This window comes from Pseudacidovorax sp., from assembly GCF_017991995.1.
Classification (GTDB): Bacteria; Pseudomonadota; Gammaproteobacteria; order Burkholderiales; family Burkholderiaceae_C; genus Xenophilus.
Genome location: NZ_JAGOPN010000005.1, coordinates 254,962 through 268,306 on the forward strand (window position 1 = coordinate 254,962; position 13,345 = coordinate 268,306).

Below are 13,345 nucleotides of genomic sequence, written 5' to 3' on the forward strand. Positions count from 1 at the left end.
CCTTTCGTCAGGGAACAGCGGGAATGCGGTGGATCAGAGCGCGTCCAGGTGGCACGCGCTCTGGTGACGGATGGCGATGCCGCGCAATTGCGGCACCTCGGTGCGACAGCGGTCCATCACCTGCGGACAGCGCGGATGGAAGTGGCAGCCGCTGGGCGGCGCGAGCGGACTGGGGATCTCGCCACGGATGGGTGCGAACTGGGCGCGCCGTGCGTCGATGCGCGGAATCTCCTGCAGCAGCGCGCGGGTGTAGGGATGGCGCGGATTGGCGAAGAGCTCCTCCACCGGCGCCGACTCCACCACCCGGCCAAGATACATCACGACCACGCGGTCGCACAGGTGCTCGATCACGCCCAGGTCGTGGCTGATGAACAGGTAGGCCAGGCCCAGCTGCTCGCGCAGGTCCATGAACAGGTTGAGGATCTGCGCCTGGATCGACACGTCCAGCGCGGCCACGGCCTCGTCGCAGACCAGCATGCGCGGCTGAACCGCCAGCGCGCGGGCGATGCCGATGCGCTGGCGCTGGCCGCCGCTGAACTGGTGCGGATAGCGGTGGCGCAGCGAGGGGTCCAGGCCGGCGCGTTCGAGCTGGGCACAGACGTAGTCGTCCTCGCCGGCCGCATCGGTCAGGCCGTGCAGCCGCGCCGCCTCGCCCACGATACGCGCCACGCGCAGCCGCGGGTTGAGGCTGCCGAAGGGGTCCTGGAAGACCATCTGCACCTTCAGCCGCGCGGCCAGGCGGGCGCGGTCGTCCATGTGTGCGATGTCCTGGCCGTCGACCAGCACCTGGCCCTCACTGGGCGGCAGCAGGCCGGCGGCGATGCGGCCGAGCGTGGACTTGCCACAGCCCGACTCGCCCACCAGGCCGACCACCTCGCCGGGTTGCACCTGAAGGTCGACGTGATCGACGGCATGGGTGATGGCGGGCGCCTCGCCCAGGCCCAGGGCGCGCAGGCGGCGGTCCAGCCAGCCTTCCTGGCGTTCGCCAAAGCGCTTGGAGATGGCGCGCAGGTCGACCAGCGGTGTGCCGGTGGCCGAGGGCTCCCTGCCGACGGAAGAAGAAGGCACAGCATTCATTCGGCAGCTCCCGGGTGGATGCAACGCGCCTGGTGACCGGGCACCTCGGCGCGCGGCGCGAGCAGTGCCGGCACAGCGGCCTGGCATTCGGCCGTCGCACGCGGGCACCGCGGCGCGAAGGCGCAGCCGGCCGGCAGCCGCGCCAGGTGCGGCGCCATGCCCGGGATCTGCTTCAGCCGCGCGCCGCGCCGGTTGGCGCTGGGCAGGCTGCCGATCAGGCCCTGGGTGTAGGGATGCTGCGGCCGGTCGAGCACGTCGTCCACCGCGCCGATCTCGACGATGCGGCCGGCATACATCACGGCGATGGCGTCGGCCAGGCCCGCCACCACCGACAGGTCGTGGCTGATCCAGATCATGGCCGTGCCGCTGTCCTTCACCAGCTTCTGCATCTCCGACAGGATCTGCGCCTGGATGGTCACGTCCAGCGCCGTGGTGGGCTCGTCCGCAATGATGAGTGCCGGCTTGTGCAGCAGCGCGATGGCGATGGCCACGCGCTGGCGCATGCCGCCCGAGAGCTGGTGCGGATAGGCGCGCAGCCGCTCCTCGGGGCTGGGAATGCCCATCAGCGCCAGCGTGTCGGCCGCATGGCGGCGGGCGGTGGCGCTGTCCACGTCGCGGTGGGCGCGCACCGCCTCGACCATCTGCACGTCGATGCGCAGCACCGGGTTCAGCGTCGCCATCGGGTCCTGGAAGATCATGGCGATGCGGTCGCCACGCAACTGCCGCAAGGCCTTGGCCGGCAGCGTGCGCAGGTCCTGGCCCTGAAACAGCACCTCGCCGCCTTCGATGCGCCCGGGCGGATCGACCAGGCCCATGACCGAAAAGCCGGTCACCGACTTGCCCGAGCCCGACTCGCCGACCAGGCCCAGCACCTGTCCGCGGCCCAGCGTGAAGGAGACGCCGTCGACCACCGGCAGCACGCCGTCGCGGGTGTGGAAGCGGGTGCGCAGATCGCGCAGCTCCAGCACGGGAGTGGTATCGCCGCTCACTTCTGCAACCTCGGGTTCAGTAAGTCGCGCAGCTGGTCGCCTACCAGGTTGATCGCAACGATGGTGGCCAGCAGGGCCAGGCCGGGGAACAGGCTGATCCAGTATTCGTTGGACAGCAGGTACTGGTAGCCGTTGGAGATCAAGAGGCCGAGCGAAGGCTCGGTGATCGGCACGCCCAGACCCAGGAACGACAGCGTGGCCTCCAGCGTGATGGCCCGCGCCACCTGCAGCGCGCCGATCACCAGCAGCGGCGGCAGGCAGTTGGGCAGCACATGGCCGACGAGGATGCGCCAGGGCGGAATGCCCTGCCCGCGCGCGGCATCGACATACTCGCGCCGCGTCTCCACCAGCGCCTGCCCGCGGGCGGTGCGCGCGTAGTAGGCCCATTCGAGCAGCACCAGCGTGAGCACGACGTTGGTGATGCCCTTGCCCAGGTAGGCCAGGATCATCAGCGCCATCAGGATGGTCGGGAAGGACAGCAGCAGGTCCACCAGCCGCATCAGCAGCGCGTCGACCCGGCCGCCGGCATAGGCGGCCAGCAGGCCGACCAGCGTGCCCAGCACCGCCGCGATGAGAGCCGAGCCCACGCCCACGCCCAGGCTGATTCGCAGGCCGTAGACGATGGCCGAGTACAGGTCGCGGCCCTGGCCGTCGGTGCCCAGCCAGTAGGTGTAGCCCCCCTCGCCACGCGGCGAGCCAGGCGGAAGGCGCGCGTCGAGCACGTCCAGCTGCAGCAGGTCATACGGGTTCTGCGGCGTGATCCATGGCGCGGCCATGGCCACCACCACGACCACCGCGAGCATCAGCAGTCCGGCGACGGCGACGCGCGACTGCAGGAAGTCGCTGCCCACGCGCCACCAGAAGCCGCGCTCTGGTTTCGGTGCGGCGGTGGACGAAGAAGAGGTCGGCAATGCGCTCACTTGGCGCCCTCCAGCCGCACGCGCGGATCGAGCAGGCGGTAGAGCACGTCCACCACCAGGTTCAGCGTCACGAAGATCACGACCACCACCATCAGGTAGGCGACCACCACCGGGCGGTCCAGCGAATTGATGCTGTCCAGGATCAGCTTGCCGGCGCCGGGCCAGGCGAAGATGGTCTCGGTGACCACCGCATAGGCGATGGTCGAGCCCAGCTCCAGCCCCAGCACCGTGACCAGGGGAATCAGCGTGTTGCGCAGCACGTGCACGCCCACCACCCGCACCGGCGACAGGCCCTTGGCCCGCGCGAACTTCACGAAGTCCTGCGGCAGCACCTCGCGCACACCAGCGCGCGTGAGCCGCAGCACCAGCGAGATCTTGAACAGCGCCAGGTTGAAGGCCGGCAGCAGCAGGTGCTGCAGCCCGTCGAGCGTGAGCCAGGACCATTCGATGCCGAACAGGCTGCGCGTCTCGCCGCGCCCGCCGGCCGGCAGCCAGCCCAACTGCACGCTGAACACCATGATCAGCATCAGCGCCACCCAGAAGGCCGGCAGCGAGAAGCCGACGATGCTGGTGGCCATGATGGCGCGCGAGGCCGGATGCTCCGGCTTCATGCCCGCGAACAGCCCCAGCGGCACCCCGATGAGCACCGCCAGCAGCAGTGCGGCCACGGCCAGCTCCATCGTGGCCGGCAGACGGTCCAGGATGATGCGGATGGCCTCGTCGTGGTAGACGAAGCTCTTGCCCAGCTGGCCCTGCACTGCGCCTTCGAGGAAGGACAGGTACTGGCGCCACAACGGCTGGTCCAGGCCCAGGCGGGCGATCGCGGCGGCCCGTTCGGCCTGGTTCATGTCGTCGCCGATCAGGATGTCCACCGGGTTGCCGATGGCATGCAAGCCGACGAAGACGATCAGCGTCATCGCCCACACCACCAGCAGCGCCTGGCCGAGCCGGCGCAGCAGCCAGCCGGTCATGGGGCGGCCCCTTCGCGCACAGCGGCCGCTTCCTCATAGGCGGGAAACGACGCCTCGGTCCATTCGTGGCCTTCGAGCTCGGGCTCCGCATAGCGCTGCATGGCGGCGAAATGCGCGTCGGCGTCCTCCACCATCAGCTGGCCGGCCAGGCCACGGGCCAGGCGCTGCGAGCCGTCGGTGATCTGCGGGATGTCGCCCGCACCGGCGCCCTGCGACAGGGCCGCGGCGTAGTTGTAGCAATGAATGCGCTCCAGGCCCGGACAGCGGCCGGGCTCGCGCGGCTGGAACTCGAACAGCGGGCCCAGGTCGGGCGACTCGGACAGCTCCTCGTCGTCCTGGCCCTCGGGCGCGGCGAAGCGGTCGCGCCACAGCCGCACATGCGGCTGCAGCCCGGCGAACTCGGGCCGCTGGGTCCAATCGATGCGAAAGCCGGTGCAGAAGATGACGAAGTCCGCCGCCAAGGGCCCCTTGGCCGTCTCGACACGGATCACGCCGTCGGGCCGCACCGAAGCACCGGTCGCCCCCGCCCCCAGGTGGAAATGCGCCTGGGCATGGCGCGACACGCGCAGCGTGCTGCCCTGCGGCGGCGGCACCTGCTGCACGTTGAGGTAATGGCGGAAGCGCCACTTCCATTCGTCCGGCAGCATCCAGTAGCCGTGCGACATGCCGGGGCTGCCGGAGCCCTTGCCCTTGTTGATGCGCGGCAGCTCTCGGCGGCGGATCAGCAGGTCGACGCGGGTGGCGCCGTTCTCCAGCGCCGTGGCCGCGGCGTCCATGGCCGAGGCGCCGCCGCCGATCACGGCCACGCGCTTGCCGCGCAGCATGGCGCCGTCCCAGGCGTGCGAGGAATGCACCCAGCGTTCGCGTGGCAGGGCATGGGCCCAGTCCGGCACCCACGGGCCGCCCAGGCCGTCGCGGCCGGTGGCGATGACCACGTGGCGCGCCAGCACGGTGTGGGCGCGATCGCCCTCGCCTTCGTCGACCAGTTCCAGCTGCACCACGCCATCGGCGCGCGGACGCACCGCCGCCACGCGCTGGTGGTTGCGCACGTCCAGGCGCAGCACCTGGCGGTACCAGCGCAGGTAGTCCATCCATTGCAGGCGCGGGATCTTGTCGAGCGCCCGCCAGGCGTCCAGCCCGAACTGCGATTCGAACCAGGCGCGGAAGGTCAGCGCTGGCAGGCCGAGCGCCGGGCCGGTCAGCTCCTTGGGCGAGCGCAGCGTCTCCATGCGCGCCGTGGTGGCCCAGGGCCCCTCGAAGCCGGCCGGCGCCTGGTCGAACACCACCGCCTGCACGCCCAGGTGCTTGAGCGAGGCCGACAGCGTGAGCCCCGCCATCCCGCCGCCGATGACGGCCACGTCGATCACCGGCTGGCCGTCGCGCGCGCTGGGCGGCACCCAGTGCTTGGGCGGCAGACCGAGCCAGAGGAGGTCCTGGCGCAGCCGCTGCTCCAGTTGGGGCAGGCCGGCCGGGGGCGTGAAGGCTTCGGGAGCGGGCGAACTCATGGGGCGCTTTCGGTCAGGAACGGGGGGAAGAAGAAGTCGGCTCGGCCCCCTGCGCGGCCTGCAGCAGCCGGGCATGGGCCTCGGGTGGATGGGCGACGAAACCGGGAAGCCGCGTCGCCGCCTGTTGCAGCGCATCGGCCAGGGCCTGCACCCGGCGGGTGATGGGCCGGCCCTGCGGCACCACGGCGCCGAAGAAGAAGGGGATGTGCACGTCCAGCGGACGCAGCTGCACACCGGCCATGGGCACGCCATGCACCGTGAGCGGGTCCAGCAGGGCGATGCCCAGCCCCGCGCGCACCAGGGCCTGGGCGTTGACGGAGGAATTGGTGTCGATGACGTCCGCGCCGCGCGCGCCGCCCTCGCCTGCCGATGCGCTTTCGCCGGCTGCGTCGGCGTCGGTGGCGGCACGGCCCAGCAGCGCGTCGATGCGGTGGCGCAAGCGGAAAGGGTTGCTCAGGGTGACCAGCCGGCGCCCGGCGAGCGCGGCGGCCGGCACGACGTCGTGCGCAGCCAGCGGATCGCCATCGGGCAGCACGGCCACGCAGGGCGCCTCGCCGATCCACAGCACCTGCAGGCCGCGGTGCTCCAGCGGCAGGCTGGAAACGCCCAACTGGACGGCACCGGCCAGCACCGACTCCATCACCCGCTCCGGCGAGCCGCTGACCAGGCGCACCGCGCCGGTGCCCTCGCCCGCTTCCAGGGCCTGCAGGGCCGCCGGCACGAGGCCCAGCGCCGCAGCCGACGTGGCCGCCAGCACCAGCGGCTGGGCGCCGCCACGGCCGATCTCGTCCACCCGCTGCTGCAGCCGGCGCCAGTCGCCCAGCAATTGCTGCACTTCCTCGAACAGCTGGAAGCCCTCCGCCGTCGGCGCCACGCGGGGGCCGTGGCGGGTGAACAGCGCATAGCCCGACGCCGCCTCCAAGTCATGGATCAGGCGGGTGACAGCCGGCTGGGAGCGGTCGAGCAGCCGCGCCGCGCCCGTAATGCTCCCGGAGGACATCACGGCGGCGAAGGCTTCGAGCTGACGAATATCGAGGTTCTTGATCATCCGATTTTCGGATGATCAAGCATGAAGCATGCAAGCTTCAAATACTTTTATCGAGAAAGCTTATTCAGGGGCCGCCGCGGCGGCCGGGATGGGACCGCTGGAAGCTCGCGTGGGCGCGGGCTTTCCCGGATGAAGCAGGGACGGGCTCCTGTTCCAGCCGACGCCGGGGCGAAAAAAAGCCCCAGGGCTGGGGCGACGTTGTTGAGCCTGTCCATTGATTGAAGTGGGCCTGGCGCCCCCCGGGGATCGAGGCCAGCGCCAGCCGGTCCTGGGAAGCGGCAGCCGCTCCCAGGCGGCAAGGCCGCCCGCTGGAGGCCTCGGCCGCACGGCCGATCAGCCGTGCCGGGCGCGATCCGCGGCGCCCGGCGCCAGGATGCCGAAGACGGAGGACGCGAAGGCGGCGGCGCCGGGCATCGCCCCGTTCAGATCGCGTTCCTCCCATTCCGCCGCCTGATGGCTGGCCCAGATCAGGCTGAAGAAGAAGAGGCCGCACGCCACTTCCACGGCGATGAGCGAGACAACGATGAAAACCCACATGGCAGCACCTGAAAAATTACGTCAAAACGTTACACCTCGAAACGTACGGTCCGCAACTGACGTTGACCCGACCCCCTTGAAAACGCCCTATGAAGGGCATAGGAAAAAACGCTGAGTCGTGCGCTTTTGCACAGAAGCGCAACGAAGCCCGCCGCGTTGGCCCCCGGCGCGACGAGGGCGGTGCCGCTCAGTACACAGTCAGTGACAACCACTAACGTGGCGGCCATGGCACGCAAGGAAGACTTCGCCCACAAGGCCTCGCTGCGGGCCACCGTTCTGGCTCTTTGGCTCGTGGCGGCCACGTTGGCCGTTGCGGCCATGCTGATGCAGTGAAGTGAAAACAACCCCCATGCCGCTTCGCGGCTCCGGGCGGCGGCCAGAGGCGGTTGCGCTTCGGGCACGTCCAAGCCGGCACTGGCTGGCTTGGCGCCGCGGCGGTTTGATGCGATAGGGTTACTACTTAGCGTCCTGAAGACTTGAGGGGGTGCCAGCCAAGCGCAGCCGAGTCGACTGGTCCTTCCCCATCGACACGCACGCGCCCGGCGCTGACATCAGGGCACTGCAGCCGGTGGGGGCCGCTCAGTAGACTCGCCGCCTTCATGGCGAATCTGAACAAACGTTTCCAAGTCCTCACAACCTTTTCACAAACTGTCGTCACCCTGGCCGCGGCCGTGCTGCTCCTCGGCTGCGGGCCCTTGGAGCCCCACGCGCGCGGCGCCCGCGCCTCGGCTGCCGCCGCACGGCCGGCACCCGCCACCGCGGCGCTCAACCAGGATTTCGGCCGCTGCCCCCAGTTCTTCGCCGGTGGCCGGGCGCCTGCCGTGGCCATCGGCGGACGCCTTCGCGCCCTGTGCTTCGACAACTTCGCCGTCCTTCATTCCGGGGAGACGCGCACGCCGGTCTACGTGGCCGAGCGGCTGAACCGGGAGATCCTGATGAAGGCGAAGACGGTGCAGCGCCACGACCGCTTCTTCGCAGATGCCCGCCTGCCCTCGGGCGAGCGCGCCGACCTGGACGACTACCGAGGTTCCGGCTTCGCACGCGGCCACATGGCACCCGCCGCGGACATGCCCACGGACCAGGCGATGGCGCAGTCCTTCAGCCTGGCCAACATGGTCCCGCAGGACCCGCGCCAGAACAGCGGCCCCTGGGCCCGCGTGGAAGAAGACACGCGCAAGTACGTCATGCGTGCGCAGGGGGACGTGCATGTGATCACGGGCCCCGTGTTCGCGGACCAGCGGGCCATCGGCCGCAATGGTGTGCGCGTGCCCTCGCACCTGTTCAAGCTGGTCTACGACCCAGCCACCGGCCGGGCCTGGGCGCATTGGCAGCAGAACCGGCCCGATGCCAAGGTCAACAAGCCGCTGAGCTATGCCGCCTTCCAGCAGTGGCTCAACCTGGACCTGCTGCCGGGCGTGAAGGTCCGCTAGGGATGCTCTTCACGAATCGAGCGGCAAGTGGGCGCTGCGATGCCCACGGCGCGCGCATTCGTGAAGAGCATCCCTGCGAAGGCCGCCACCGCGCGGGAGCCGGCCCGGCACCGAAATGCCTCGCGGTGCTCACCAACGCGGTGCCGTCCATCGACATCCGTATCGCCATTGGCGCCGTGATGCCTCTGAAGAAGCAGGCGTCAACGCGCATGTGTCCTGCTTGGTCGGCGTGCAGTCCAGGCTCCGTGGGACGGGCGGCAGCTGCCGCGGCGGGGCCGGGCGCCCACACCTTCCAGGAGCACCCATGCTTTTTGTCAGCGATGCCGTCAGGCGCCTTCTCTCCCCCACGACGAACTACCTCGAGGGCTTCCAGGCCGCGATCGGCCGGGCGCTCGACTTCGCGGGCTCGGGGGTCGGCCAGATTGCACTGGACGATGCACGCGCCAGGGCGGTCCCGCTTCCGGCCCGACTCCGGCAGTACCTGTTCAGCGTCCTGGGCGTTGCGGCGGTCATGGAGGGCGCGACGCGCAGCGATCTGGGCATCGACGAAGCGGCCGCGCTGCTGATCGTGCACGACGCGGGCTTTGCCGACTACGCCCACTTCTTCGTCACCGCCTTCCAGGACAACTATCCCTTCCTCCTGTCCCGCCTGTCGGACATGGAGAAGGACTACCTGCGGGGGCTGCTGGCCTGAGAGCCTGAGCGGGCCGTGGTCCGGCCGGCTACGCGGCCGGGCCGCCGCCGTCGGCGGGCGTGCCGCAGATGCACGCCCAGGCCCGCCATTCGGCCTCGGTGAGCCGGCCATCGGCCCGTGCCAGGGCGGCGAACCGCGCGTGGTCGGCCATGAGGCCGAGCTTTCGGATGTCGCACACGAGCGACTTGAAATGCTCGATCGCATGCGCCGGGTCGGCCGCGATGATGTGCAGCGGCAGCTTGGACAGGTCGGCGGCCATCTCCCGGGCGCGCCGGGCCTCCTGCATCAGCACCTCCACGTCTTCGGCCGACAGGTGCAGCCGCTTGGCCTCGCGGTTGAGGATTTCCGCCTCCTCCTCCGAAAGCACGCCGTCGCCCAGCATCTCGAAGAGTTCCTGGCGCAGGGCATCGCGCTCCTTGTGCAGCTGGTCGGAGAAGGCCGACGACAGCAGCGCCGCCGGGATCGCGAAGATGCCGATGCCGATCAGGGCCAGCACGATGGTCACGGCACGGCCCGCTGGCGTGACCGGCGTGATGTCGCCGTAGCCCACCGACGCCAGCGTGATCACCGCCCAGTAGATGGACTGCGGAATGTTCTCGAACTTGTCGGGCTGCGCGTCGTGCTCGAACACATAGCCCAGGCTCGCCGTCAGCACGACGAGCAGCACCATGATGAAGGCCGCCGCCGCCATCACCGGCCATTCCCGCCCGATCACCTTGGCCAGCGTGCGCGTGGCGTCGGTGTAGCGCGTCAGCTTCAGCAGGCGCAGCAGCCGGAAGATGCGCAGGAAGCGCAGGTCCAGCACGTAGTTGAGGAAGGCTTCCGCAAAGAAGGGCAGGATCGCCAGCAGGTCGACCAGCATGCCCGGGCTGCGTGCCTGCCGCAGCCGGCCGAGCAGCGGCCCTTCGTGGCCTTCCTCCTCGACGCAGGCATACAGCCGCAGGCAGAACTCGAGCGTGAAGATCGCCACCACCGCGATGTCCACCGCCACCAGTTCGAGGTGGAATCGGTCATGGACCCACTGGACGGACTCCAGGATGACCGCCACCACCGAGACGAGCACGCAGCCGGCGATGACGAAATCGAAGGCGCTGTGCAACCGGCCGCCATAGGGGCTGGCAAACACCAGGGCGTGGGCCTTCTGCCGCAGGCTGCGCCCCGCGTTCAACTGCCGGAACTCCTGGACGGCCGGCACCAGGAAGCGGAAGAGCTTGAGGATGCGCAAGAGCCGGAAGACCCGCAGGACACGCAGGTCGATGGGCACCACGGCATGCAGCACGCTGGGCAGGATGGCGACGAGGTCCAGGACCGCATAGGGGTTGCGCATGAAGGCCAGCCGCGGACGCGCCGCCCCGGCGAAGGCGGGATCCTCCGGCGCCGTGTAGAGCCGCAGGGCGTACTCGATCGCGAACACCGCCACCGAGATCGCGTCGAACAGGTGCAGCCAGCGCCGGGCCGCATCCGGCACGCCCGCCGTCGCTTCGAACACGGTCACCAGCAGGTTGGCGCCGATGAGCCATGCGATGGCGCGGTCGAAGCGGCGCTGATGGTTGCGGGCATTGCCCGGGTCCAGCAGCCAGGCCCACAGGAGCCGGCGCAACCGCTGGCGCGGGTTCAGGGCAGAGGCCTCCTGCCGCGCCCGGTCGCCCACGATGGCGGGCACCGGGCCTCGGCCCGCATGGCGGTAGGAACGCGGCTCGGGCGTCTTGGGCTCGTCGGTCATGGAGGGCATGGCGGACATGGATGGAGAGCGTGCGGGGCGTCGCGCGTTGAGTGACGCTCAGAGCGCCAGATCCGCCACGTCGAGCGCATAGCCGGCGCTGTCGCAGACCTGCAGCCGCAGCGCCAGGGGATGGGTCAGGGCGTCACCCGGCGCCAGTCCGGCCGCAGTGCCGTGGCCGGCTGCGGCGTCGGACGCGGGCGGCACCCGCCGGCCGACAACGATCTGGCCGAAGGTGGCGTGCGCTCCGTGCTGGCATCGCTCGATCACCTGCAACGGGGCAGCCCCTTGAGCCGCTCGGCCACATCGGTGGGGGCGAACAGCGTGGCCGCTTCGGCCGGGAACCAGCCCTTGGCCAAGGTCCCGTCGCACTGCTCCGGGCCGCCATAGGTGGCGGCCGGGCAAGGCAGCCGGCCCCGCAGCGCTGCAAAGCCGCGGGTGACCGCATCGGCCTTGTCGAGCAACTGGTCCTGCGCAAGCCGATCCGCGGCCAGTTGGTTCACCTGCCATCGGCTGTACACCACGAAGGCCAGCAGGCCCAGCAGCGCCGCCAGCGCCGCGGCCGCCAGCAGCGAAAAGCCCGACTGTCGCCACCGGCCTGCCGTCGGCCGGCGGCGCGCGCCCGCGCGGGGCCCTGAAAGAAGCACCCGGTTCATCGCCGCACCGCCATTGCCTGCCCGATCAGGTCATACACCGGCAGCACCAGCGCCACCACGAACACCGCCATCAGTCCGCCCGCGATGAAGATCACCACCGGCTTGAGAATCTCCGAGAGCGTGGCCACCACGCGGCCCAGGCGCGTGCGGTACTCGCCGGCCAGGTACTGCAGTTGGTCGTCCAGCGTGCCCGAGTCCTCGCCCACCGCGATCACCCGCAGCATCAGCGGCGGAAACCCGCCCACGCGCCGCATGGCGGCAGACACGCGCTCGCCACGCTCCACATACATGCGCACGAGCGTGAGCTTTTCGCGGTAGTACAGGTCGCCCGTGATGTTCTCCAGCACGGTCAGGCTGCGCACGATGTCCACCCCCGCCCTCAGCAGCAGCGAGAAGTACTCGGCGAAGAAGGCCATGCCGGCGGCCGACATCAGCCGCTTGGCCACCGGCAGCACATGAAGCGCCCGGTAGACCTGCAGGCGGAACTTGTGGCTCGTGTACCAGGCAAACATCACCAGCGCCACCGCCGCCACCAGGCCCAGCAACACCAGCAGGCCGTTGGACGACACCCATTCGGAAGTACCGATCACCGCCACCGTGAGCGCCGGCAGCTTGATGCTGAACTGCTTGAACAGCGACGCCAGGTTGGGCACCACGTAATAGAGCCAGAAGCCCGCCGCGCCGAAGATGGCTGTGAACACGAAGGCCGGGTAGATCAGCGCCTGCTTGGAGTCGGCCTTCAGCGCCGTCAGACGCTCGACGTGATCGGCGGCCTCGTGCAGCATGCGGTCCATCGCGCCGGTCGCATCGCCCAGGCGGATCAGGTTGCGCACCGGCTCCGGAAACACGCTGGGCTGGCGGTCGAAGGCCTCGCCCAGCGTGGCGCCGGCACGCAGGTCGGCGAGCATCCGCGACGCCACGGCCGCGCAGGCGGGCCCGACGGATTCGGCGTCTTCGGCGAGCGTGCGCACGGCATCGATGATCGGCACGCCCGCCTTGGCCAGCACGGCGAGGTCGCGAAGCAGAACCACCAGGTCCTGGTCCTTGAGCTTCTTGCCGAACAGGCTGCCGGCCGAGCGCACCGACTGCACCAGCACGGCCGGGATCTGCCGCACCGACAGGACGGCGCCGTCTTCGTACTCCTGCTCCAGGGCCTCGCGCACCGACTGCGGGTCGCCCAGCTCGAAGGCGCGCGTGCCCGAGCGCACGGCGCCAGCCGCGTCCACCACGCGATAGAAATACCAGGTCAAGGTCCAACTCCCAGGGATCGCACGATCTCGTCGCTCGTCGTCATGCCGTCGGCAACGCGGCGCCTGGCACAGAACTCGATGTCGCGGAAGCCGTTGCGCTCGGCCGCCTTGCGCAGCTCGGCCCGGCGCGCATCGCTGGCGATCAGGTCGGCCAGCTCGTCGTTGATCGACAGGATCTCGTACACCGGCATGGTGAGCGCCTGGTCCTGCGTGAGCGTGAGCGATTCGACCGAGGCGACGCTCACGGTGAGCAGGTTGGAGGAGACGGTCTCGGTCTGCGTGAGGCCTGTGGGGATGTAGGTGGCCGTGGCGATCACCCGCAGCACGGTGCCGCCGGCGGGCTGTGCTGCGTGCGCGGACCCGGGTGCCAGCGACAGCAGGCCGGCCCCGAGGGCCAGCAGCCACATCAGCGCCAGCGCGGCAAGGCGTGGCGAGCCAGGGCGGGGCCGGTCGGGTCGGGCATGGCTGTCGGGACGGGCCTGGCAGTCCTGGATCCTGGCGTTGGGCATGCGAGAGGTGGTCACGGTCTTGTTCTGGTGGGCGTTTTG

The 13,345-nt window shown here is 70.1% G+C and carries 14 protein-coding genes; 2 read left to right on the forward strand and 12 right to left on the reverse strand.

Annotated elements, in window-relative coordinates; all coding sequences use genetic code 11:
* Positions 1–33: 33 nt before the first annotated feature.
* The 7 genes from KBC94_RS09265 to KBC94_RS09295 all read right to left on the reverse strand — a co-directional run bounded on the left by KBC94_RS09265 (position 34) and on the right by KBC94_RS09295 (position 7,047).
* A complete protein-coding gene (locus KBC94_RS09265; RefSeq protein WP_294369025.1) occupies positions 34–1,077 on the reverse strand; it encodes an oligopeptide/dipeptide ABC transporter ATP-binding protein in 1,044 nt (347 codons plus the stop codon).
* Positions 1,074–2,066 (reverse strand): ABC transporter ATP-binding protein, encoded by a 993-nt coding sequence (locus KBC94_RS09270; protein WP_294369028.1) that lies wholly within the window; start codon positions 2,064–2,066, stop codon positions 1,074–1,076. Before KBC94_RS09270 ends, KBC94_RS09265 begins: the two co-directional genes overlap by 4 nt.
* Positions 2,063–2,986: an ABC transporter permease gene (locus KBC94_RS09275; RefSeq protein ID WP_294369030.1), complete on the reverse strand. Its 924-nt coding sequence runs from the start codon at positions 2,984–2,986 to the stop codon at positions 2,063–2,065. The genes KBC94_RS09270 and KBC94_RS09275 overlap by 4 nt, the downstream gene beginning before the upstream one ends.
* Complete coding sequence (locus KBC94_RS09280; protein WP_294369034.1) at positions 2,983–3,957, reverse strand: ABC transporter permease; 975 nt, start codon at positions 3,955–3,957, stop codon at positions 2,983–2,985. Before KBC94_RS09280 ends, KBC94_RS09275 begins: the two co-directional genes overlap by 4 nt.
* The gene (locus KBC94_RS09285) at positions 3,954–5,462 is read right to left on the reverse strand and encodes an NAD(P)/FAD-dependent oxidoreductase (RefSeq protein WP_294369038.1); all 1,509 of its coding nucleotides are present in this window, start codon (positions 5,460–5,462) and stop codon (positions 3,954–3,956) included. Before KBC94_RS09285 ends, KBC94_RS09280 begins: the two co-directional genes overlap by 4 nt.
* Before the next feature lie 13 nt (positions 5,463–5,475).
* The gene (locus KBC94_RS09290) at positions 5,476–6,510 is read right to left on the reverse strand and encodes a LysR family transcriptional regulator (RefSeq protein WP_294369041.1); all 1,035 of its coding nucleotides are present in this window, start codon (positions 6,508–6,510) and stop codon (positions 5,476–5,478) included.
* Between the two features lie 333 nt (positions 6,511–6,843).
* Positions 6,844–7,047: a hypothetical protein gene (locus KBC94_RS09295; protein WP_294369043.1), complete on the reverse strand. Its 204-nt coding sequence runs from the start codon at positions 7,045–7,047 to the stop codon at positions 6,844–6,846.
* A 695-nt stretch (positions 7,048–7,742) separates the two neighbouring features.
* On the opposite strand from KBC94_RS09295, the gene KBC94_RS09300 reads away from it, so the two are divergent.
* Both KBC94_RS09300 and KBC94_RS09305 read left to right on the forward strand, forming a co-directional pair.
* Entirely contained in the window at positions 7,743–8,477 is a 735-nt protein-coding gene (locus KBC94_RS09300) for a DNA/RNA non-specific endonuclease (protein WP_294369045.1), read from the forward strand.
* A gap of 304 nt (positions 8,478–8,781) precedes the next feature.
* Positions 8,782–9,171, forward strand: a complete 390-nt coding sequence (locus tag KBC94_RS09305) for a hypothetical protein (protein WP_294369048.1) — start codon at positions 8,782–8,784, stop codon at positions 9,169–9,171.
* Positions 9,172–9,199: 28 nt separating this feature from the next.
* On the opposite strand, the gene KBC94_RS09310 is transcribed toward KBC94_RS09305, so the two are convergent.
* The 5 genes from KBC94_RS09310 to KBC94_RS09330 are packed head-to-tail and all read right to left on the reverse strand — an operon-like array spanning position 9,200 to position 13,321.
* On the reverse strand, positions 9,200–10,912 hold the full coding sequence (locus KBC94_RS09310; protein WP_294369051.1) for an ion transporter: 1,713 nt from the start codon (positions 10,910–10,912) through the stop codon (positions 9,200–9,202).
* 39 nt (positions 10,913–10,951) lie between these two features.
* A complete protein-coding gene (locus KBC94_RS09315) occupies positions 10,952–11,167 on the reverse strand; it encodes a hypothetical protein (protein WP_294369054.1) in 216 nt (71 codons plus the stop codon).
* Positions 11,158–11,547, reverse strand: a complete 390-nt coding sequence (locus KBC94_RS09320) for a hypothetical protein (RefSeq protein WP_294369058.1) — start codon at positions 11,545–11,547, stop codon at positions 11,158–11,160. Before KBC94_RS09320 ends, KBC94_RS09315 begins: the two co-directional genes overlap by 10 nt.
* On the reverse strand, positions 11,544–12,797 hold the full coding sequence (locus tag KBC94_RS09325) for a type II secretion system F family protein (RefSeq protein WP_294369060.1): 1,254 nt from the start codon (positions 12,795–12,797) through the stop codon (positions 11,544–11,546). Before KBC94_RS09325 ends, KBC94_RS09320 begins: the two co-directional genes overlap by 4 nt.
* Entirely contained in the window at positions 12,794–13,321 is a 528-nt protein-coding gene (locus KBC94_RS09330) for a hypothetical protein (protein ID WP_294369062.1), read from the reverse strand. Before KBC94_RS09330 ends, KBC94_RS09325 begins: the two co-directional genes overlap by 4 nt.
* Positions 13,322–13,345 lie beyond the last annotated feature (24 nt).

What these genes read in the sequence shown, in the direction of transcription:
- KBC94_RS09265 (WP_294369025.1), bottom strand. Translation starts at nt 1,077, where the DNA reads ATGAATGCTGTGCCTTCTTCTTCCGTCGGCAGGGAGCCCTCGGCCACC.
- KBC94_RS09280 (WP_294369034.1), bottom strand. Translation starts at nt 3,957, where the DNA reads ATGACCGGCTGGCTGCTGCGCCGGCTCGGCCAGGCGCTGCTGGTGGTG.
- KBC94_RS09285 (WP_294369038.1), bottom strand. Translation starts at nt 5,462, where the DNA reads ATGAGTTCGCCCGCTCCCGAAGCCTTCACGCCCCCGGCCGGCCTGCCC.
- KBC94_RS09290 (WP_294369041.1), bottom strand. Translation starts at nt 6,510, where the DNA reads ATGATCAAGAACCTCGATATTCGTCAGCTCGAAGCCTTCGCCGCCGTG.
- KBC94_RS09295 (WP_294369043.1), bottom strand. Translation starts at nt 7,047, where the DNA reads ATGTGGGTTTTCATCGTTGTCTCGCTCATCGCCGTGGAAGTGGCGTGC.
- KBC94_RS09305 (WP_294369048.1), top strand. Translation starts at nt 8,782, where the DNA reads ATGCTTTTTGTCAGCGATGCCGTCAGGCGCCTTCTCTCCCCCACGACG.
- KBC94_RS09310 (WP_294369051.1), bottom strand. Translation starts at nt 10,912, where the DNA reads ATGTCCGCCATGCCCTCCATGACCGACGAGCCCAAGACGCCCGAGCCG.
- KBC94_RS09320 (WP_294369058.1), bottom strand. Translation starts at nt 11,547, where the DNA reads ATGAACCGGGTGCTTCTTTCAGGGCCCCGCGCGGGCGCGCGCCGCCGG.